Origin of the sequence: Stenotrophomonas sp. TWI1151, assembly GCF_039673135.1 — a bacterium.
GTDB lineage: Bacteria > Pseudomonadota > Gammaproteobacteria > Xanthomonadales > Xanthomonadaceae > Stenotrophomonas.
Genome location: NZ_JBDJLA010000016.1, coordinates 1 through 18,476, shown reverse-complemented (window position 1 = coordinate 18,476; position 18,476 = coordinate 1). Strand labels below are relative to the sequence as shown.

The 18,476-nt window shown below is 67.7% G+C and carries 17 protein-coding genes; 13 read left to right on the top strand and 4 right to left on the bottom strand.

Features of this window, described 5'->3' with window-relative positions; all coding sequences use genetic code 11:
- Positions 1-110: 110 nt before the first annotated feature.
- The 9 genes from ABE422_RS16670 (at position 111) to ABE422_RS16630 (ending at position 11,166) form a co-directional block, all read left to right on the top strand.
- Positions 111-2,432, top strand: a complete 2,322-nt coding sequence (locus tag ABE422_RS16670; protein ID WP_346463860.1) for a catecholate siderophore receptor Fiu — start codon at positions 111-113, stop codon at positions 2,430-2,432.
- Between the two features lie 51 nt (positions 2,433-2,483).
- Complete coding sequence (locus ABE422_RS16665) at positions 2,484-3,170, top strand: Fe2+-dependent dioxygenase (protein ID WP_313212606.1); 687 nt, start codon at positions 2,484-2,486, stop codon at positions 3,168-3,170.
- Between the two features lie 120 nt (positions 3,171-3,290).
- A complete protein-coding gene (locus tag ABE422_RS16660) occupies positions 3,291-3,728 on the top strand; it encodes a hypothetical protein (RefSeq protein ID WP_313217470.1) in 438 nt (145 codons plus the stop codon).
- A gap of 139 nt (positions 3,729-3,867) precedes the next feature.
- Positions 3,868-6,291 (top strand): TonB-dependent receptor, encoded by a 2,424-nt coding sequence (locus ABE422_RS16655; protein ID WP_346483359.1) that lies wholly within the window; start codon positions 3,868-3,870, stop codon positions 6,289-6,291.
- Positions 6,292-6,441: 150 nt separating this feature from the next.
- The gene (locus ABE422_RS16650; RefSeq protein ID WP_345784554.1) at positions 6,442-7,080 is read left to right on the top strand and encodes a PepSY-associated TM helix domain-containing protein; all 639 of its coding nucleotides are present in this window, start codon (positions 6,442-6,444) and stop codon (positions 7,078-7,080) included.
- 22 nt (positions 7,081-7,102) lie between these two features.
- Positions 7,103-7,621 (top strand): DUF2271 domain-containing protein, encoded by a 519-nt coding sequence (locus ABE422_RS16645; protein ID WP_313217466.1) that lies wholly within the window; start codon positions 7,103-7,105, stop codon positions 7,619-7,621.
- Positions 7,622-7,646: 25 nt separating this feature from the next.
- On the top strand, positions 7,647-8,453 hold the full coding sequence (locus ABE422_RS16640; RefSeq protein WP_346483358.1) for a DUF4198 domain-containing protein: 807 nt from the start codon (positions 7,647-7,649) through the stop codon (positions 8,451-8,453).
- Positions 8,454-8,575: 122 nt separating this feature from the next.
- Positions 8,576-9,556, top strand: coding sequence for an FAD:protein FMN transferase (locus tag ABE422_RS16635; RefSeq protein WP_313219147.1), 981 nt, complete (start codon positions 8,576-8,578; stop codon positions 9,554-9,556).
- Positions 9,553-11,166 carry a flavodoxin domain-containing protein gene (locus tag ABE422_RS16630; RefSeq protein ID WP_346483357.1) on the top strand — a complete coding sequence of 538 codons (1,614 nt, stop codon included), beginning with the start codon at positions 9,553-9,555 and terminating at the stop codon, positions 11,164-11,166. The genes ABE422_RS16635 and ABE422_RS16630 overlap by 4 nt, the downstream gene beginning before the upstream one ends.
- A 17-nt stretch (positions 11,167-11,183) precedes the next feature.
- Here the strand turns inward: ABE422_RS16630 and ABE422_RS16625 are convergent, their stop codons facing one another.
- From ABE422_RS16625 to ABE422_RS16610, 4 genes are all read right to left on the bottom strand, one after another.
- Complete coding sequence (locus tag ABE422_RS16625) at positions 11,184-11,795, bottom strand: HutD family protein (protein ID WP_346463850.1); 612 nt, start codon at positions 11,793-11,795, stop codon at positions 11,184-11,186.
- A gap of 37 nt (positions 11,796-11,832) precedes the next feature.
- The gene (locus tag ABE422_RS16620) at positions 11,833-12,540 is read right to left on the bottom strand and encodes a murein L,D-transpeptidase catalytic domain family protein (RefSeq protein WP_313212598.1); all 708 of its coding nucleotides are present in this window, start codon (positions 12,538-12,540) and stop codon (positions 11,833-11,835) included.
- A 27-nt stretch (positions 12,541-12,567) separates the two neighbouring features.
- Complete coding sequence (locus ABE422_RS16615; protein WP_313212613.1) at positions 12,568-13,572, bottom strand: L,D-transpeptidase; 1,005 nt, start codon at positions 13,570-13,572, stop codon at positions 12,568-12,570.
- 464 nt (positions 13,573-14,036) lie between these two features.
- On the bottom strand, positions 14,037-14,312 hold the full coding sequence (locus tag ABE422_RS16610) for a ComEA family DNA-binding protein (RefSeq protein WP_313212612.1): 276 nt from the start codon (positions 14,310-14,312) through the stop codon (positions 14,037-14,039).
- A 253-nt stretch (positions 14,313-14,565) separates the two neighbouring features.
- Between ABE422_RS16610 and ABE422_RS16605 the strand changes: the two genes are divergently transcribed.
- From ABE422_RS16605 to murU, 4 genes are read left to right on the top strand one after another with little or no spacing between them, the layout of a single operon-like run.
- Positions 14,566-16,059, top strand: coding sequence for a M20 family metallopeptidase (locus ABE422_RS16605; RefSeq protein ID WP_313212597.1), 1,494 nt, complete (start codon positions 14,566-14,568; stop codon positions 16,057-16,059).
- 59 nt (positions 16,060-16,118) lie between these two features.
- Positions 16,119-16,388 (top strand): GlsB/YeaQ/YmgE family stress response membrane protein, encoded by a 270-nt coding sequence (locus ABE422_RS16600; protein ID WP_019185648.1) that lies wholly within the window; start codon positions 16,119-16,121, stop codon positions 16,386-16,388.
- Positions 16,389-16,446: 58 nt separating this feature from the next.
- On the top strand, positions 16,447-17,472 hold the full coding sequence (locus tag ABE422_RS16595; RefSeq protein ID WP_346483356.1) for a phosphotransferase: 1,026 nt from the start codon (positions 16,447-16,449) through the stop codon (positions 17,470-17,472).
- Positions 17,469-18,182 carry an N-acetylmuramate alpha-1-phosphate uridylyltransferase MurU gene (gene murU, locus ABE422_RS16590; RefSeq protein WP_346483355.1) on the top strand — a complete coding sequence of 238 codons (714 nt, stop codon included), beginning with the start codon at positions 17,469-17,471 and terminating at the stop codon, positions 18,180-18,182. The genes ABE422_RS16595 and murU overlap by 4 nt, the downstream gene beginning before the upstream one ends.
- Positions 18,183-18,476: the final 294 nt, after the last annotated feature.

Sequence of the window (18,476 nt, the reverse complement as noted above, 5' to 3'; positions counted from 1 at the left end):
TGCGCCTGTGCGCAGTGCGAACGGCTTCGCGTGCCCGCGTCTCCATTGCCGGCCGCTGTTCCCCGCGCGCGCCGCGCCGCCCGTCTTTCCCTTCCCGGATCGTCCACACCATGATCAAGAGCCGCAAGCATTCTTCCTTTCCGCGCACCGTTGCCGGTCGCGCCACTGCCGGCCTGGTCACCGGGCTGAGCCTGGCTGTCCTGCCGGTCATCGCGCACGCCCAGTCCAGTGGCAACACGCCGCAGACCCTGGATCAGATCGATGTGCGCGGCGTGCGCGGCTTCAAGGCCGACAAGGTCGCTTCCCCGAAGTTCACCCAGTCGCTGCAGGACACCCCACAGACGATCCAGGTGATCACCAGCGACCTGTTCAATCAGCAGGGCGCGACCACGCTGACCGATGCGCTGCGCAACAGCCCGGGGGTGGGTACGTTCTACGTGGGTGAGAACGGCAACACCAACACCGGCGACAGCATCTTCATGCGCGGCTTCGACACCTCCAGCAGCATCTTCGTCGATGGCGTGCGCGACCTCGGCTCGATCTCGCGGGATGTGTTCAATACCGAGCAGGTGGAGGTAGCCAAGGGCCCGGCCGGCACCGACAACGGACGCTCGGCACCCACGGGTGCGATCAACATGGTCAGCAAACAGGCCAACCTGCACAACGCCGTGTCGGGCACGGTCTCGGCCGGTACCGACAGCCAGCAGCGCGGCACCGCCGATTGGAACCAGGCGCTCGGCGCAACCAGTGCGCTGCGCGTGAATGCGATGTGGCAGGACAGCGACCAACCCGGCCGCGACCACGTCAACAACCGCCGCTGGGGCATCGCACCGTCGTTGGCGTTCGGCCTGGGCACCAGCACGCGCTATTTCCTCAACCTGCTCTACGTGGACCAGGACAACGTGCCCGACGGCGGCGTGCCGACCCTGGGCCTGCCGGGCTGGACGCCGCAGCCCAGCCTGGAGCAGCTGGCCGGCCAGCCGGTCGATCCGGAGAATTTCTACGGCACCCGCGCCGACCACGACGATGTCACCGCGAAGATGGCGACGTTCCGCATCGAGCACGACATCAACGACGCCGTGCGCGTGACCAACACCGCCCGCTGGGGCCGCACCGACCAGGATTACCTGCTGACCGCGTTCATGGGTACCGGCACGCGCGGTGCCAATGGCGCACCGACCGGCAACATCCGCTTCACCAACCCGGCCGATCCAGCCAGCTACACCATCGCGCGCAGCCTGCCGACCTTCAAGGACCAGCAGAACACGATCCTGACCGACCAGCTCAACCTGCGGGCGGATATCACCACCGGGGCGATCGTGCACAACCTGAGCGCCGGCCTGGAATTCACCCGCGAGGAGCTCAAGAGCTTCGGCCAGGCCGCCACCGGTGGCACCACCTGGTCGCCGGCCAACCTGTATGCCCCGGACTGGAACGCGACCGGACTGACCTGGGCACACAACGGCGCCGACAGCCACGGCAAGACCACCACCTCCTCGATCTATCTCTTCGACACCCTCAACCTCGGCGAAAGCCTGCTGGTCACCGCAGGTCTGCGCGCGGACCACTACTCGACCGAGTACCAGAGTGCGTCGGTGTGCGGCGGCCGTGGTCCGGCCTGTGGCGCCAACCCGGTTGGCACCGTGATCGCCAATCCCTCGCTTGAACATTCGGACACCCTGCTCAACTGGAAGCTCGGCGCGGTCTACAAGGTCGATGACATCGTCAGCCTGTACGCCAACTACGCCCTCTCCCAGCAGCCGCCGGGCGGCAGCAACTTCCAGCTGAGCGCCTCTACCAGCAGCGCTGACAATCCGAGCCTGGAGCCGCAGAAAGCCAGGACCGTCGAAGTGGGGACAAAGTGGGCCTTCCTCGATGACGCACTCGCTTTCAACGTGGCGCTGTTCAAGACCGAGGTCAGCAACGAGATCAACACGCAGGTCCTGGACGATGCGGGCAACCCGACCCAAACCGGCAAGAAGTCGGTGCAGGGCATCGAAGTCTCCACCGTGGGCCGCATCACCGACAACTGGTCGGTTTCGGCGGGTTACAGCCATCTGGATACCGAGGTGGAAGAAGGCGCCAACGTCGCCGCCGACGGCACCCGCAACCTGACCTACACCCCGGGCGACACCTTCACCAGTTGGACCAGCTATGCCTTCCCGTCCGGCCTGACGATCGGCGGCGGCGTGCGCTACGCCGGCCAGATGCATCGCGGCACCGACGGTGCGGTCGGTACCCCGGCCTTCACCAAGTCCTACACGGTTTACGATGCGGTGGCTTCGTATGCCATCAACGAGCACCTGGTGCTGCGCTTGAACGCCTACAACCTGTTCGACAAGCAGTACGTGGCTGCGATCAACAAGAGCGGCTACCGTTACACCCCGGGTGCCCCGCGCACCGTCCTGTTCAGTGCGGACTTCCGCTTCTGACCACCGGCCGACGCAGGGGAGCCCTCCCCTGCGTCGTACAAGGACCCTGTCATGTTGCTGCATGTTCCCGACATACTGAGCGCGGATGAACTGGCCCACCTCCAGCGCGCGCTGGCCGAGGCGGCATGGGCCGATGGGCGCGAGACCGTCGGCGCGCAGGGCGCGCAGGTCAAGCGCAATGAACAATTGCCCGACGCCTCGCCCCTGAAGGCCGAGCTGGGCCGGATCGTGCTGGGCGCCCTGGACCGGCATCCGCTGTTCTTCGCGGCGGCATTGCCACTGCGGATTCTGCCGCCCCGTTTCAACCGCTACCAGGGCGGCGGCGAGTACGGCTTCCACGTGGATGGGGCGGTGATGATTACCCAGCTGGACGGACAGCGCAGTCATCTGCGCTCGGACGTATCGTGCACGCTGTTCCTCACCGCGCCGGACGACTATGACGGCGGCGAGCTGGTGATCAGCGATACCTACGGCGAGCACGAGGTGAAGCTCCCCGCCGGCGATCTGGTGCTGTATCCCTCGAGCAGCCTGCACCGCGTCAATCCGGTCACCCGTGGGTCGCGGCTGGCCTCATTCTTCTGGGTGCAGAGCATGGTGCGCGATGACAGCGCGCGGCGCACGCTGCTGGAGATGGACAGTGCGATCGAAACGCTGCGCACCACCGGTGCCGACAGCGCGGCCGTGCTGCAGTTGACCGGCGTGTATCACAATCTCCTGCGACGCTGGAGCGAGATCTGAGCCTGGCGCCATAGGCCCCCGCAATCGCAAATCATTCCCATTTGCGCTTGGGAACATTTCTCACTACAATCTCGGCGCGTTGCGAACCGGAGGTCCGGTCCGCCCTTTCGGGATCTTCCCTTGCGCCACCCCCACCGCCATCGCAGCTTTGCCACCGCCATGCGCGGGCAGCGCCCGGCGCTGCCTGTGGTGCTGGCGTGGTTGGCGGTGCTGGCGATGCTGTTTACCGGCCTGCCGGTACTCGAGCGCGTTGCCCCGGGCAGCACCGTGATGGTCCTGCAGATGCCAATGGACGAGCGCCCTGTCGGCGGCGGTGAGACCGCGGTGCAGGAAGACACCCCGGCCAAGCCGCGCCGGGTCGCCAGCGCGCGCCCTGCTTCCACGCCACCGCCGCAGCCGTCGCTGCCACCGGTCGTGGAATCGCTGGATGCGCTGATGGCCACGCTGGTAGCACAGCCGCCACGGGTCGTACCCGCCATTGATTCGGCACCGGCCACGCCGCTGCCTGCTGCACCCGGCCTGCGCGTCCAGCGCGGCCAGGCCCCTCCGCAGGGCTGAACCCGACTGCCCGCGGCGCCATCGCGCCCCGCGCGGTCACGCACGCTCTGCCCGTTCCGGGCCTCCCTGATTCCTGCGCGTGTTGCCGCCCTGCGGCCTGCCGCGTTGCGTCCGCGTTCTTCTTTCCGAGGTTACCCCCATGGCCCAGCGCCATCGTCGTCGCACGTCCCTGTCCCGCTGCACCCTGTCCATCGCCCTGCTCGGTGCGCTGAGCGCCCCGGCCTTCGCCAACGGCGAGGCCGCCGCCCCGACCACGCTGGACAAGGTGGTCGTGACCGCCGCCGGCTTCGAGCAGAAGATCGCCGATGCCCCGGCCAGCATCAGCGTGATCAGCCGCGAGGAGCTGAGCAAGCGCCCGTACACCAGCCTGGTGGATGCACTGCGCGACGTGGAAGGCATCGACGTGGGCATGGAGCCGACCGACAAGAACGGCCGCGCCACCATTTCCATGCGTGGCATGCCCTCGGACTACACCCTGGTGCTGATCGACGGTCGCCGCCAGAGCAACGCCGGCAACCTGTACCCGAACAACTTCGGTGGCGGCCAGTTCTCGTACATGCCACCGCTGGATGCGATCGAACGCATCGAAGTGGTCCGCGGCCCGATGTCGACCCTGTACGGCTCCGATGCGATGGGCGGGGTGATCAACATCATCACCCGCCGCAACCAGACCGAGTGGCATGGCGCGGTCACCCAAGGCTTCACGATGCAGCAGGACGACCAGTTCGGTGATGCCCGCAGCACCGATGTCTACCTGAGTGGCCCGCTGGTCAAGGACCGCCTGGGCCTGTCGGTGCGCGGCAGCTACTACGACGCCAAAGCCTCCAACCCGGAATGGGATGACCTGCCGCTGCCGGACGGCACGCTGTGGTCGCGCAGCATCGGCTTCGGTGGCGGCGGCAAGGCGGTGGCCAACACCAACTGGAACACCGGCCTGCGCCTGAACTTCATCGTCAATGACGACCACGAGCTGTGGCTGGATTACGACGTGTCGCGCCAGAAGTACGACAACAGCGAAGGCCAGACCGGCACCCTGGACAGCCTGGCCAGCCTGTGGCGCGTCGGCAATGCGACGATCCGCAATCCGAACGGCCCGGGCAACATCACCCGCCGCGTGGTGCAGCCGCGCGTGGGCTACACCGCCTACCAGCGCTACGAGCGCGACCAGCTGGCGCTGACCCATCAGGGCCGCTATGAGTTCGGCACCTGGCAGACCACGCTGACCCACATCACCAGCAACAACCTCGGCCGCTCGCTGCCGCTGACCCTGGACGAACGCGCCGATCTGCAGGGCCTGTGGAACGACGTCTGCCGCCGCACCGGTGCCGCCGCCAACTGCGCGGCCGGCGCACGCAACGGACTGGGCGCACTCAACGCCGCCGAACTGGCGCGCCTGCAGGCCTTCCTGCCGCGCCCGTTGCGCACGATGGAGCTGAAGGGCAACGTGCTGGACACCATGCTCGATCTCACTTTCGGCGCGCACAAGCTCACCGTGGGCGGCCAGTACAACGACACCGACATGGTCGATGGCGTGTTCGGCATGGACGGCAACGGCTACAAGAACAACGTCAAGCAGCAGCACCGCATGTGGGCGCTGTTCGCCGAGGACAACTGGTCGCTGACCGATACCCTGACCGCCACGGTCGGCGTGCGCTATGACGATCACAACATCTTCGGCAGCCACGTCAGCCCGCGCGCCTACCTGGTGTGGAACGCCAGCGATGCCTGGACTGTCAAGGGCGGCGTCAGCACGGGCTACAAGACCCCGCGTCCGGATCAGCTGTTCCCGGGCATCGTCGGCTTCGGCGGCCAGGGCGTGACCCCGCTGGTCGGCTCGCCCAACCTGAAGCCGGAAACCAGCACCAACTACGAAATCGCCACTTACTACGAAGGCGATCGCTGGGGCTTCAACCTCACCGGCTTCCTCAACAAGTTCGATGACAAGATCGCCAGCGGCGGCACCTTCGCCAACTGCGAAGTCGCCCCGAACGATGGCAGCTACTGCGTGGACATCGGTCCGGGCTGGGCCGAGCTGGGCTACAGCACCTTCGGCCAGAGCGTGAACATCGACAAGGCCGAAACCCGCGGCGTCGAAGCCGCCGCCCAGGTCGATCTGCTGGACACCCTGCAGCTGCGCGGCAACTACACCTGGACCAAGAGCGAGCAGACCAGCGGCACCGGCAAGGGCCTGCCGATCACCGGCAACCCGGCCAAGCACATGGCCAATGCGAGCCTGAACTGGCAGATCAGCGAGGCGGTGAGCCTGTCGCTGATCGGCGAAGGCCGCTACGACCGCTACCGCGACACGCTGGTCAGCAACGTCGGCGGCGTGAGCAGCTCGCAGACCCGCTATTACGAGGACTACACGATCTTCCACCTCGGCGGCAGCTGGGATATCAATAAGTGGCTGACCGTCAACGCGCGGGTCAACAACCTGTTCGACAAGGACTTCGTCTCGCAGTCATGCGTGCTGATCAGCGACAGCGAGTTCAGCTGCGTGGACGATTACGCCACCAAGGATCAGCGTCGCAGCTACTGGATCTCATTGAACGCCAAGTTCTGAGGCACACCGCGGCGGCGTCCTGAGTGACGTCGCCGCTGGCCTTGACCTCGGGCAGCGCGCCGGCGACGGAACGCTGCCTTCTTTTTTCACAAATTGCGAATCATTCTCATCAATGGTGTAATTCGCCCCTCAGTACTCTCTCTCCCGACCGTGGCCACCAGCGCTCCTTCTTCCAGCGTGCAACAACAACGCCGCGGCTTCTGGCTGCGCACGCTGCACCAGTGGCACTGGATCAGCTCGGCGGTGTGCCTGATCGGCATGCTGCTGTTCGCCGCGACCGGCATCACCTTGAACCACGCGGCCAGGATCGAAGCCACGCCGCAGGTGGTCAGCCGCCAGCTCGAGCTGCCTGCTGACCTGCTCGGCAAGTTGGGCGACCGCGCCGATGGCCACGCGCCCATTCCCCGGGTGGCCAGCCGCTGGCTGGATGCGCAGCTCGGCATCTCGATCGGGCGCCGCCCGGCCGAATGGTCCGATGGCGAAATCTATCTCTCCATGCCCAGCCCGGGGGCCGATGCCTGGCTGAGCATCGACCGCGAAACGGGCGACGTGGAATACGAATCCACCGCACGCGGCTGGGTGTCCTATTTCAACGATCTGCACAAAGGGCGCAATGCCGGGCCCGCCTGGGGCTGGTTCCTGGATATCTTCGCCGTGGCCTGCCTGGTGTTCTGCATCACCGGCCTGTTCCTGCTGCACCTGCATGCCCGCCAGCGCCGCATGACCTGGCCGCTGGTCGGCCTGGGCCTGCTGATCCCGCTGCTGATCGCCCTGATCCTCATCCACTGACCGTCCCTTCCGGAGCCGCACCATGCGCGTCACCCTGACCATCGCCCTGAGCGGCCTGCTGGCCACCTCGCCGGCCTATGCCACCACCCTGGACATCAACGTCGAGGTGCCCAAGCTCAACGTGGCCGAGTACCACCGCCCGTATGTGGCCGTGTGGCTGGAAGGGGCCGACCAGAAGGTCGCCGCCAACCTCTCCGTCTGGTACCAGCAGACCGGCAACGCCGAAGGCCATGGCACCAAGTGGCTGCCCGACCTGCGCCAGTGGTGGCGCAAGAGCGGCCGCACGCTGGAGGTGCCGGTGGACGGCGTGACCGGCCCGACCCGCCCGGTCGGCAAGCACGCGCTCTCCTTCAGCGACAAGCAGCCGGCGCTCAAGGCGCTGGCACCGGGCAACTACACCCTCGTGGTGGAAGCGGTGCGCGAAGTCGGCGGCCGCGAACTGCTCAAGATCCCCTTCACCTGGCCGGCCACGTCCGCCCAGTCCGGCAAGGCCCAGGGCGCGACCGAACTCGGTCTGGTCACCCTGACCGCCAAGCCCTGATCCCCCATCCACCTGGAGTTTTTCGATGAAGCGCACGCTCGTCCTCGCCGCCGCCATGGCCGCCGCACTTCCGTTCTCCGCCCTGGCCCACAAGGCCTGGCTGCAGCCCTCGCAGACCGTGATCGCGGGCACCAACCCGTGGATCACCGTCGATGCGGCGGTCTCCAACGACCTGTTCTATTTCAACCACGTGCCGCTGCGCCTGGACAGCCTGGTCATCACCGCGCCGGACGGCAGCACCGTGCAGCCGCAGAACGCGGCGACCGGCAAGTTCCGCAGCGTGTTCGATGTCGAGCTGACCCAGCAGGGCACCTACCGCCTGGCCACGATCAACAACGGTCTGTCGGCCAGCTGGGAAGAGGACGGCAAGCCCAAGCGCTGGCGCGGTACGCCGGCCACCTTCGCCACCGAAGTGCCGAAGAACGCCAGGAACCTGCAGGTCTCGCAGTCGGTCGGTCGCGTGGAAACCTTCGTCACCAACGGCTCCCCGAACGACACCGCGCTCAAGCCGACCAACCAGGGCATCGAGATGATCGCGCTGGCTCACCCGAACGATCTGGTCGCCGGTGAAGCCGCGCGCTTCCGCGTGCTGGTCGACGGCAAGCCGACCGCCGGCCTGGCGTTCGAGATCACCCGCGGCGGCACCCGGTACCGCAACGCCCAGGACGAGATCAAGGTCAGCACCGATGCCAAGGGCGAGTTCGTCGTCACCTGGCCGGAAGCAGGCATGTACTGGCTGGAAACCGGCACCGAGGACAGCAAGACCTCGATCAAGGAAGCCAAGAAGCGTCGCCTGAGCTACGTGGCCACGCTGGAAGTGCTGCCCGAGTAACGGCCTTCGGCGCGGCCGCTGCACGCGCCGTCCACCTCACCCCGCCCCCGTCGACACGACGGGGGCTTTTCACCCGACGCAGTCCGGCCATCGGGCTTACTAGGCCCGACGTGCCCATCCCCATGAACAACCCGGATCTCGACATCGCCAGCCTCGGCGGCCACACCATGGGCACCACCTGGCAGGTAAAGCTGGCCGTGGCGCGCAGCCGCGACCTGCACCCGCTGCACGCCGGCATCCAGGCGCAGCTGGACGCCATCGTGGCGCAGATGAGCACGTGGGAAGCCGACAGCGATATCGCGCGCTTCAACCGTGCGCCCGCGGGTGAGTGGCAGGCGCTGCCGCCCTTGTTCGACACCGTGATGCAGTGCGCGCTGGACATCGCACAGCGCAGCGGCGGCGCCTTCGATCCGACCATCGGCCCGTTGGTGGCCTTGTGGGGATTCGGCGCACAGGCGCAGGCCCGGCGCATTCCCGATGCGGCCGCCCTCGCCGCCACCCGTGCGCGGTGTGGGTGGGAACGGCTGCAGTGGCAGCCCGGTCGCCTGCTGCAACCCGGTGGGCTGGCGCTGGATCTGTCGGCGATTGCCAAGGGATTTGGTGTCGATCAGGTCAGCAGGTGGCTGCGCGGGAACGGGGTGCACGCCGCACTGGTGGAGGTCGGCGGCGAGCTGCACGGCTTTGGCCGCAAGCCTGATGACCAGCCGTGGCGCGTGCTGGTGGAATCGGCCCCGGAAGACGATGCACAGGCAGACCATCCGCCACGCGTGCTCGCGCTGGGAGATCGGGCGGTGGCCACCTCCGGTGATCGCTGGCATCACTTCGAACAGGGCGGCGAGCAGTTCAGCCACACACTGGATCCGCGCACCGGTGCACCGGTCACGCGCGCTGCGGCCGCGGTCACCGTGGTCGCCGACAGTGCCATGCAGGCCGATGCCTGGGCCACCGCATTGACGGTGATGGGCCCCGACGAGGGCATCACATTTGCGCGCACCCATGCACTGGCCGCCCGCGTTGTCAGCCGGGGCGCGCACGGGATCGAGGAACAGATGAGTCCCGCATTCGAGCACCTGCTCGCCGACGACCGCGTGGGCGCGGCATGAGTCTGCGTCCTTCCCGTGCGTGGCTGGGCAACCTGGCGGTCATGTTGTTGCTGGCGGTCATCGCCTGGGCGCTGCTGCGCCTGCATCTGGGTGACGCGTGGTGGCAGAGCGCACCCCTGGCCTCGCAGTGGCGCTGGGCAGCGGGCAGCCTGGTGGGCTATGCCGCGTTCTGCACGCTGATCTGGTGGCGCGGGCGCGCGCGCGAAGACCACGTGGCCGACAACGGACCCGCACCGATCCTGCTTGTCTGGGCGAGCCAGACCGGCTTCGCGCAGCAGCTGTGCGAACGCAGTGCGCAGGCGTTGCGCGCTGCCGGCCTGCCGGTCCGCATCCGCGCGCTGCATGCGGTGACGGCCGAGCTTCTGCAGCGCAGCGGGCAGGTGTTGTTCGTGGTCAGCACCACCGGCGAAGGCGATGCGCCGGATCATGCCCTGCCCTTCCTGCGCAAGGTGATGCCACAGGCGCTCGCATTGCCGCAGCTGCAGTACGGCGTGCTGGCACTGGGTGATCGCAGCTACGGGCATTTCTGCGCGTTTGGCCACCAGCTCGATGCGTGGCTGCGTCAGCACGGTGCGCATCCGCTGTTCGATACCGTCGAAGTGGACAATGCCGATCCCGGCGCACTGCGCCACTGGCAGCAACTGCTCGGCCAGCTCGGTGGTGAAGCGACCGAACTGCCGGACTGGGCCCCGGCCGATTATCTGCCCTGGCAACTGCAGGCGCGCCATCTGGAAAACCCGGGCAGCCCGGGCGCACCGACCTACCGCATCACCCTGGTGCCTGCCGATGGCGTGCTGCCGACGTGGCAGGCCGGCGACGTGGTCGAGATCGGGCCGCAGCATTCGCCGGCCGAGGTCGAGGCCTGGCTGCGCGATACCCCCTGTGAGGGCGATGCGGACATCGATGGACAGCCGCTGCGTGCGCATCTCGCGCGGGCGCATCTGCCCAGCAGCGACGAGACGGCCGCGTTTACCGACACAGACGCACTGGTCGCCGCGCTACGCCCGCTGCCGCACCGGGAGTACTCCATCGCCAGCCTGCCTGCCGAAGGCCAGGTGCAGTTGCTGCTGCGCCGTCAGCTGCGTCCTGATGGCACCCCGGGGCTGGGCAGTGGTTGGCTGTGCGATCACGCTGCGTTGGAGGGCCGCATCGATCTGCGCTTCCGCAGCAACCCGAACTTCCACGGTGCGGCAGCGGCAACGCCGCTGATCCTGATCGGCAACGGCACCGGCATCGCCGGCCTGCGCGCCCACCTGCGCGAGCGCATCAGTGCCGGCGCGCGCCGCAACTGGCTGCTGTTCGGCGAGCGTACGGCCGCGCACGATTTCTTCTTCGGCGACGACCTGCGCGCCTGGCAGCGCGACGGCTGGATCGCGCGTCTGGATACGGTGTTCAGTCGCGACGGTGGTGAGCATCACTACGTGCAGGACCGGCTGCAGGCGCAGATCCACACGCTGCAGCAGTGGGTGCACGACGGTGCCACGATCCTGGTCTGCGGCAGCCTGCAGGGCATGGCCCCGGCGGTGGATGCGGTGATCGAGCAGGCGCTGGGCCGCGACGGGAAAGAGGCCTTGATCGTGGCCGGACGTTACCGGCGCGACGTGTACTGAGGATTGTCGGCAGGCCCTCAGGCGTTGCGGCCCCCCGCAGTGACACGGATCGCCAGCAACTCGCCGCCGCCGTGCAAGGCAAACCGGCGGCGCTCACCGGCGGCCAACCAGGCGGTATCACCGGCGGCCAGCGGTGCCAGCGACGGCTCGCCTTCGAATTCGGCCTGGCCGGCAAGCAGATGAATCGCCCACGCCGCCGCCGGTTCGGTGAAGAAGAACATGCTGCCCACCAGCGGCCGGTGCAGCAGCTCGGCCTGCACGGCATCGCGCCGCCACATCAGATTGAAATCGTGGGTCACCCCGTCGATCAGTTCGCCGGTCACCTGCGCTTCGCCCGCAAACCGCAGGCGGTCGTGCGGCGGCATCAGGGTATGCAGTGCGCCATCGGCGAACCGCAGGTGCAGGCCTTCGCCACGCAGCAGCACCAGTTCGCGGTCGATCCCGGGAAAGGCCGAGAACGCGGCGTCCTGCTCGATCTCGGCGATCGACAGGCGCACCTGCCAATCGTCGTTGTCGGGCACGCGCAGGATCTCGCGGGTCCAGCCCAGGCCGTTGCGCCAGCGTTCGCGGCGGTATTCGAAGGAGGGGATGACGCGGCTGGCCGCGCTCAGGACGGTATCGGTCGACATGGCGCCAGTGTGCCTGAGCCGACGCAGCAGAGCTGCCTCAGGACACGCCGCCGCAATCGGGTTCCAGCAGGCGCGAACGCGCCAGCCAGTCCTTGTCGGGGTAATACGCAAACACCATCGTGCCGCCGCGCAGACTGTCGATCAGTGGCCGCGCCACGGACAGCCGCACAGCGGGGCACCCCAGGCTGCGGCCCAGCCGGCCCTGCAGGCGCGCGATCGCCGGATTCACGTACGGCGCGCCGTGGATGACGATCGCGCGGTCGCGGGCATGGTCATTGAAGCCCGGCTCCAGCCCTTCCAGGCGCAGCGAATATCCGTTGCCGCCCATGTAGGTTTCCTTGGCGGTGAACGCGCCCAGGCTGGACATGAAACTGCCGTCCTTGTTGGAGAAGTGCTGGGTACGGTTGTCACCGCTGTTGCGCCCATGCGCGACCCACTCCTCGAACAGCAGCCGCTGGCGGGTCAGATCGAAAATCCACATGCGCGGTTCGGTCGACGGCCGCGAGTAATCGATCACGCTCAACTTGCCCGGGTCGACGCCGAGTTCCGGCCGGCGCAACGCACAGCGCATCGCGCGGGCCGCCAGCTGCAACACGTGTTTGTCCGCAGCCGGTGCGGCCTTGGAGAGCATCTCGGCCATCTGCACCGGATTCGCCTCCGGGGCCGGCGCAGGGCTGGCCGCGCCCGCCGTGGCGGACGCGATCAGGCCGCAGAACGCGGCAGGCAGCAATTTCACAACGGGCATGGGCAGCACACCAACCGGAGGCAACGCTTACAACGTGGACCCGCCGGCGTCGGATTCCAAGACGGGCTGCAGGTTCTGTTCATCGGCCACCGGGCGAACCGCGGGCAGGCTGGTCACCAGCAGCGTGGTGCCGGGCACCAGCACGCTGTACAGCTGTTCGGCGAATTCCGGCGGCAGCGCCATCGGCAGGCTCGGCGTGGCGAGCAGGTCCGGGGTGGCATTGGCGGCGGTCTGGCCCAGCAGTGGGTAGGCGGTCCAGCGGTGCAGCGGGCGGTGCGGGTCCAGCGGGCTGGGGTTGTCCTGGTAGCCCTGGCCCATCACGAACAACGTGGTGCCCTCGAACGCCGGCAAGGCCTTGGCCTCCAACCGCGACTCGCCGATCAGCACGCCATCGCGCAGCACATACAGGCGTTGATCATGCAGGCTGACCAGAATGCCGACCTGGCCGGCCGGGGCCGCCGCATCGTTCCAGTAATGCGCCGGGGCGTCGGTGCTCTCGACCAGCGGTTTGCCGGTGCTGCTGACCGGCGCCAGCACGGCCGGATAGGCCAGCGTCATCGGCGCGCTCTTGGCATCGGCCACCACCACGGTATCGCCACGGTGGGTTTCGCCGAACAGCTTCTGCGCGAACGCCTGTGGCAGCCGCACGCAGCCGTGCGAGGCCGGGTGACCGGGCAGGCTGCCGCCGTGCAGCGCGATACCGTCCCAGGTCAGGCGCTGCATGTAGGGCATCGGCGCGCTGTTGTAGAGGTTGGACTTGTGGTCCTTGTCCTTCTGCAGGATCGTGAACACGCCGGTGGGGGTTTCATGCCCGGTCTTGCCCGAGCTGATCGTGCTCATGCCGATCGCGATGCCGTTGCGGTACACGTAGGCGCGCTGCTCATCGAGGCTGACCACCAGCACGATCGGGCCGGACGGGGAGATCTCCGGATGCCAGAGAAACTCGCCGGGCTTGAGATCGGTGGGACCGCGCGGGGCCTCGGTCGTCTTGCTGGCCGTCGGCGCACTGTTGGCGGCCGTGGCGGGAAGCATCCCGGTCGCCAGCAGCGTCCCGAGGGCCAGACTCAACAGCGTGCTGCGTACTGCCATGTCGTGCATCCATTCGAAGAGATGCCGCCACGCTACACGAAGTGCCTGCATGCGTTCGCGAAAACACGCGCAGCCCTGCTGCCGGTTTTCGTGCGCCCCAAAAAGTAATTGCCCGGCCACACATCCTGTGCAGACCGGGCAATCGATACATCCTTGTCGGCATCCCGCCTTCCCCCTGTGCATCCTGCCCAGTCTGGGTGCCGGCCATGCGTCCTGCACTCGGCCGTATATGCTTCCGCCATCTCAACCCTTCCCGGGGTCTGGATGCCACCGTCCTGGTGGGTCCGCGCCAATCCTTCCGCGCCGCCTCCCTGCGTGCTGCCTCCCTGCAGCTGTCGGTGCCGCCGCGGCATCCTGCCGTGGCGACCAGTGACCGGCGTCCTGCCTGTCCCGACCTGTCCTGTTGTTCAGCGCCTTGGTACGGAGGCCGGCGCTGCCCTCCTGGGCGGTGCCTCGGCCGGCGCCTGCCTGGCCCCGGTCGTCATCCGTTGTCGATTCCGTTCGACGGTAGCTGTCCCTATCCCCTTCACCCGCGCCAGATCCTCGACGTGTTCAAAGGGTCCGTGTTGTCGCCGGTACGCGACGATCGCTTCGGCCCTCATCGGCCCCACGTTCGCCAGTCCCTGCCGCAGCGTCGACGCGTCCGCCGTATTGATGTTGATCCGATCGGCCGCGAAGGCCATTCCGCTCAACAGCAGTCCCAGCACCAGCGCCCTGCACGAAAACCAAGGTCCCACCGTGTAACTCCTTGTGGCTCGGAACCGGCCCCTGCCGGCAATCCTGTCGAAGGTTCCAGCGTCCCTCGCCACATACACACAGCCTATCGTCCACGGCACCTTCACACAGCAGGCCTAACACCCGACGTGGTGTAGGGAAATACCTACCCCAGCGCAGGCGTAGAATGGCGGGACTTGTCAAAAGCACTCCGGAGTTCAGATGGACAGCGCCAAGCTCGGCCAATTCGTCAGTGAAAAGTGGGACAACGAGATCGTCCCGCAATTGGTCGATTACATCCGTATCCCCAACAAATCGCCGATGTTCGACGCCGATTGGGTCGCCAACGGCTACATGGAACAGGCCGTCACCCTGATGGAAACCTGGGCCCGCGCCCAGAACCTGCCGGGCCTGACCGTCGAGGTCGTGCGCCTGGAAGGCCGCACCCCGCTGCTGCTGCTGGAAATCCCGGCCTCCGGCGCCGAGACCGGCGACGACACCATCCTGCTGTACGGCCATCTGGACAAGCAGCCGGAAATGACCGGCTGGGACGACGACCTGGGTCCGTGGATCCCGGTGCTGCGCGGCGACAAGCTGTACGGCCGCGGCGGCGCCGATGACGGCTATGCGATGTTCGGTTCGCTGGCCGCCGTGCTGGCGCTGCAGGAACAAGGCCTGCCGCACGCGCGCTGCGTGATCCTGATCGAAGCCTGCGAAGAATCCGGCAGCTACGACCTGCCCGCCTATGTCGACCACCTGGCCGACCGCATCGGCAAGCCCTCGCTGGTGGTGTGCCTGGATTCGGGCTGCGCCAACTACGACCAGCTGTGGTGCACCACCTCGCTGCGCGGCCTGACCGGCGGCAACTTCTCGGTCAAGGTGCTCAACGAAGGCGTGCATTCCGGCGATGCCTCCGGCGTGATCCCGTCCAGCTTCCGCCTGCTGCGCCAGCTGATCTCGCGCATCGAGGACGAGAACACCGGCCGCATCCTGATCGACGGCATGAATGTCGAAATCCCGGCCGAGCGCCAGGAACAGGCCAAGCGTGCCGCTGAAGTGGTGGACACCGCGATTTTCGAGAAATTCCCGATGGTCGATGGCCTGCGCCCGATGAACGACGACCTGGCCGAACTGGTGCTCAACCGCACCTGGCGCCCGGCGCTGTCGGTCACCGGTGTGGACGGCCTGCCGCCGCTGGCCTCGGCCGGCAACGTGCTGCGCCCGCATACCGCGGTGAAGCTGTCGCTGCGCCTGCCCCCGACCGCTGACGGCAAAGCCTGCGGCGAGCTGCTCAAAGAAGCCCTGCTGCGCGATCCGCCGAACGGTGCGGAAGTGAAGCTGGACCTGGAGAAGGCCTCCAGCGGCTGGAATGCCCCGGCGATGGCGCCGTGGCTGACCCAGGCGATCGACGACGCCAGCCAGACCTTCTTCGGCAAGCCGGCGATGTACATGGGCGAAGGCGGCTCGATCCCGTTCATGGGCATGCTCGGCGAGAAGTTCCCGGGCGCGCAGTTCATGATCACCGGCGTGCTCGGCCCGCACTCCAACGCACACGGCCCGAACGAGTTCCTGCACATCCCGATGGGCAAGCGCGTGACCTCCTGCGTGTCCAAGGTGATCAGCGAGCATTACGCGGCCAGCCTGCGTGGCGAGACCAGCGGTTCGCCGGTCGCCGCCGACAGCGGCACCCGTCACGGTGGTCACGGCTGCTGCTGACGTTGGCGGACGCAGCCTGGCCTTGCTAGGCTGCGTCCACCTCTACTGACGCATTTGGCATGAACGGACTGTTTGGCAGCACCAGCTGGCTCTACATCATCCTGGTCGGCTTCGTCGTCGGTCTGCTCGGGCGCTTCTTCATGCCCGGCAACAACCGCATGGGCTGCCTGCTGACCATCGTGCTCGGCATCGTCGGCGCCCTGCTGGCCGGCTGGTTCGGCCAGTACATGGGCTGGTATGCCCGCGGCGAGCCTGCCGGTTTCATCGGCGCGATCCTCGGTGCGGTCGCGGTCCTGGCCGTGCTCCGGCTGTTCAGCAGCAAGCGCTGAGCATCGCCCTCTTCTTTCTTCCCGCGCGCCTTCCGGCGCCGCTTCGACGTACCCGTCCATGAACGATCCCGCTTCCGATCCGCTGCGCGCCGAACACCGCCGGCAGTGGACCTGCGCCGCCCTCGGCGACCCGGCCACCGCGCTTGACCGTGCGTCGGTCGATGCCGGTTTCCGCAGCTACTGGCGCGCCACCAGCGCGCGCGGCAGCCACATCGTGATGGATTCCCCGCCCGGGCTGGAGGATGTGCGCCCGTGGCTGCGCATGCACGACCTGCTCGAGCCCAACGGCGTGCGCGTGCCGCAGGTACTGGCACGCGATGAAGACAACGGCTTCCTGCTGCTGGAAGACCTGGGCGGCCCGACGCTGGCCCGCCATATCGACACCGACAACGCCGATGCCTGGTTCGATGCCGCCTTCGCGCAACTGATCCGGCTGCAGTCCATCCCGGTGCCCGAGGGCATGGGCAGCTTCGGCGAGGCGCTGCTGCAGCGTGATGCCGGGCTGTTCGACGAATGGTTCCTGCAACGTCACCTCGGCCTGGCACTGGACGGCGGCGAGATCGAGCACCTGCAGCGCATGCACCGCCTGCTGATGGACAACGCCCTGCAGCAGCCGCAGGTGCTGACCCACCGCGATTTCATGCCGCGCAACCTGATGCCGATCGACGGCGGGCCGGCCGTGCTGGATTTCCAGGATCTGGTGCGCGGGCCGATCGCCTACGACCCGGTCAGCCTGTTCAAGGATGCGTTCCTGAGCTGGCCGATCGAACGCGTGGACGCGTGGTTGGCGCGCTATCACGCGCTCGCCCTGGCCGCCGGCCTGCCGGTGCGGCCGTGGCCGCAGTTCCTGCGCGACGCCGACTGGATGGGCGTGCAGCGCCACCTGAAGATTCTCGGCCTGTTCGTGCGCCTGCGCGACCGCGACGGCAAGGGTCACTACTTCGAGGATGCACCCCGTTTCATCCGCTATCTGGATGAAGTGCTGCCGCGCCATCCCGAGCTGGCCCCACTGCACGACCTGTTCGAGCTGCGCATCAAACCGGCCCTGGCCCGCATCGCCGAACCGGTGCAGGCGCGCCCATGAAGGCCATGATCTTCTCGGCCGGCAAGGGCGAGCGCATGCGCCCGCTGACCCTGCACACGCCCAAGCCACTGCTGGTGGTCGGGGGCAAGCCGCTGATCGTGTGGCACCTGGAACGGCTCGCTGCCGCCGGCATCGATGAGGTGGTGATCAACACCGCCTGGCTGGGTGACCAGTTCGCACCCGCGCTGGGCGACGGTGCGCGCTGGGGGCTGCGCCTGCACTTCATCGATGAGGGCGCCGTGCCGCTGGAAACCGGTGGCGGCATCCTCAATGCCCTGCCGATTCTCGGCGAGGCACCGTTCCTGGTGATCAACGGCGATGTGTGGACGGATATGGAGGTCGCCACGTTGCCGCGCACGCCTGCCGGCGATGCGCATCTGGTGCTGGTCGACAATCCCGCGCAGCACCCGCGCGGTGATTTCATCCTGCACGCCGATGGTCGCGTCAGCGATGACGGCGACAGCGCGCGACTCACCTATGCCGGTATCGGCGTGTACCGCCCGGCGATCCTCGACGGCTGGCGGGCGGTGATCGGCGACACCACCGGGGCCGGCGCGACACCGCCGCAGTTCAGCCTCGTCCCCCTCCTGCGCCACGCGATGGCGCAGGGCCGTGTGACCGGCCAGCACCATCGCGGCCGATGGACCGACGTAGGCACGCCGGAGCGTCTGGCGCAGCTGGACGCCCAGTTGCAATCCCCGCACGGATAAAACACCGCCCCCCCCCCTTTGGGCGACCCGGTGGTAGAGCCGACCGTTGGTCGGCTGCTCTCCGCCCGATGGTAGAGCCGACCGTTGGTCGGCTGCTCTCCGCCCGATGGTAGAGCCGACCGTTGGTCGGCTGCTCTCCGCCCGATGGTAGAGCCGACCGTTGGTCGGCTGCTCTCCGCCCGATGGTAGAGCCGACCGTTGGTCGGCTGCTCTCCGCCCGATGGTAGAGCCGACCGTTGGTCGGCTGCTCTCCGCCCGATGGTAGAGCCGACCGTTGGTCGGCTGCTCTCCGCC

Excerpts from the sequence above, each read along its gene's own strand:
- ABE422_RS16670 (WP_346463860.1), top strand. The coding sequence starts at position 111 with ATGATCAAGAGCCGCAAGCATTCTTCCTTTCCGCGCACCGTTGCCGGT.
- ABE422_RS16665 (WP_313212606.1), top strand. The coding sequence starts at position 2,484 with ATGTTGCTGCATGTTCCCGACATACTGAGCGCGGATGAACTGGCCCAC.
- ABE422_RS16655 (WP_346483359.1), top strand. The coding sequence starts at position 3,868 with ATGGCCCAGCGCCATCGTCGTCGCACGTCCCTGTCCCGCTGCACCCTG.
- ABE422_RS16645 (WP_313217466.1), top strand. The coding sequence starts at position 7,103 with ATGCGCGTCACCCTGACCATCGCCCTGAGCGGCCTGCTGGCCACCTCG.
- ABE422_RS16640 (WP_346483358.1), top strand. The coding sequence starts at position 7,647 with ATGAAGCGCACGCTCGTCCTCGCCGCCGCCATGGCCGCCGCACTTCCG.
- ABE422_RS16635 (WP_313219147.1), top strand. The coding sequence starts at position 8,576 with ATGAACAACCCGGATCTCGACATCGCCAGCCTCGGCGGCCACACCATG.
- ABE422_RS16630 (WP_346483357.1), top strand. The coding sequence starts at position 9,553 with ATGAGTCTGCGTCCTTCCCGTGCGTGGCTGGGCAACCTGGCGGTCATG.
- ABE422_RS16625 (WP_346463850.1), bottom strand. The coding sequence starts at position 11,795 with ATGTCGACCGATACCGTCCTGAGCGCGGCCAGCCGCGTCATCCCCTCC.
- ABE422_RS16620 (WP_313212598.1), bottom strand. The coding sequence starts at position 12,540 with ATGCCCGTTGTGAAATTGCTGCCTGCCGCGTTCTGCGGCCTGATCGCG.
- ABE422_RS16615 (WP_313212613.1), bottom strand. The coding sequence starts at position 13,572 with ATGCTTCCCGCCACGGCCGCCAACAGTGCGCCGACGGCCAGCAAGACG.
- ABE422_RS16610 (WP_313212612.1), bottom strand. The coding sequence starts at position 14,312 with ATGGCCTTCGCGGCCGATCGGATCAACATCAATACGGCGGACGCGTCG.
- ABE422_RS16605 (WP_313212597.1), top strand. The coding sequence starts at position 14,566 with ATGGACAGCGCCAAGCTCGGCCAATTCGTCAGTGAAAAGTGGGACAAC.
- ABE422_RS16600 (WP_019185648.1), top strand. The coding sequence starts at position 16,119 with ATGAACGGACTGTTTGGCAGCACCAGCTGGCTCTACATCATCCTGGTC.
- ABE422_RS16595 (WP_346483356.1), top strand. The coding sequence starts at position 16,447 with ATGAACGATCCCGCTTCCGATCCGCTGCGCGCCGAACACCGCCGGCAG.
- murU (WP_346483355.1), top strand. The coding sequence starts at position 17,469 with ATGAAGGCCATGATCTTCTCGGCCGGCAAGGGCGAGCGCATGCGCCCG.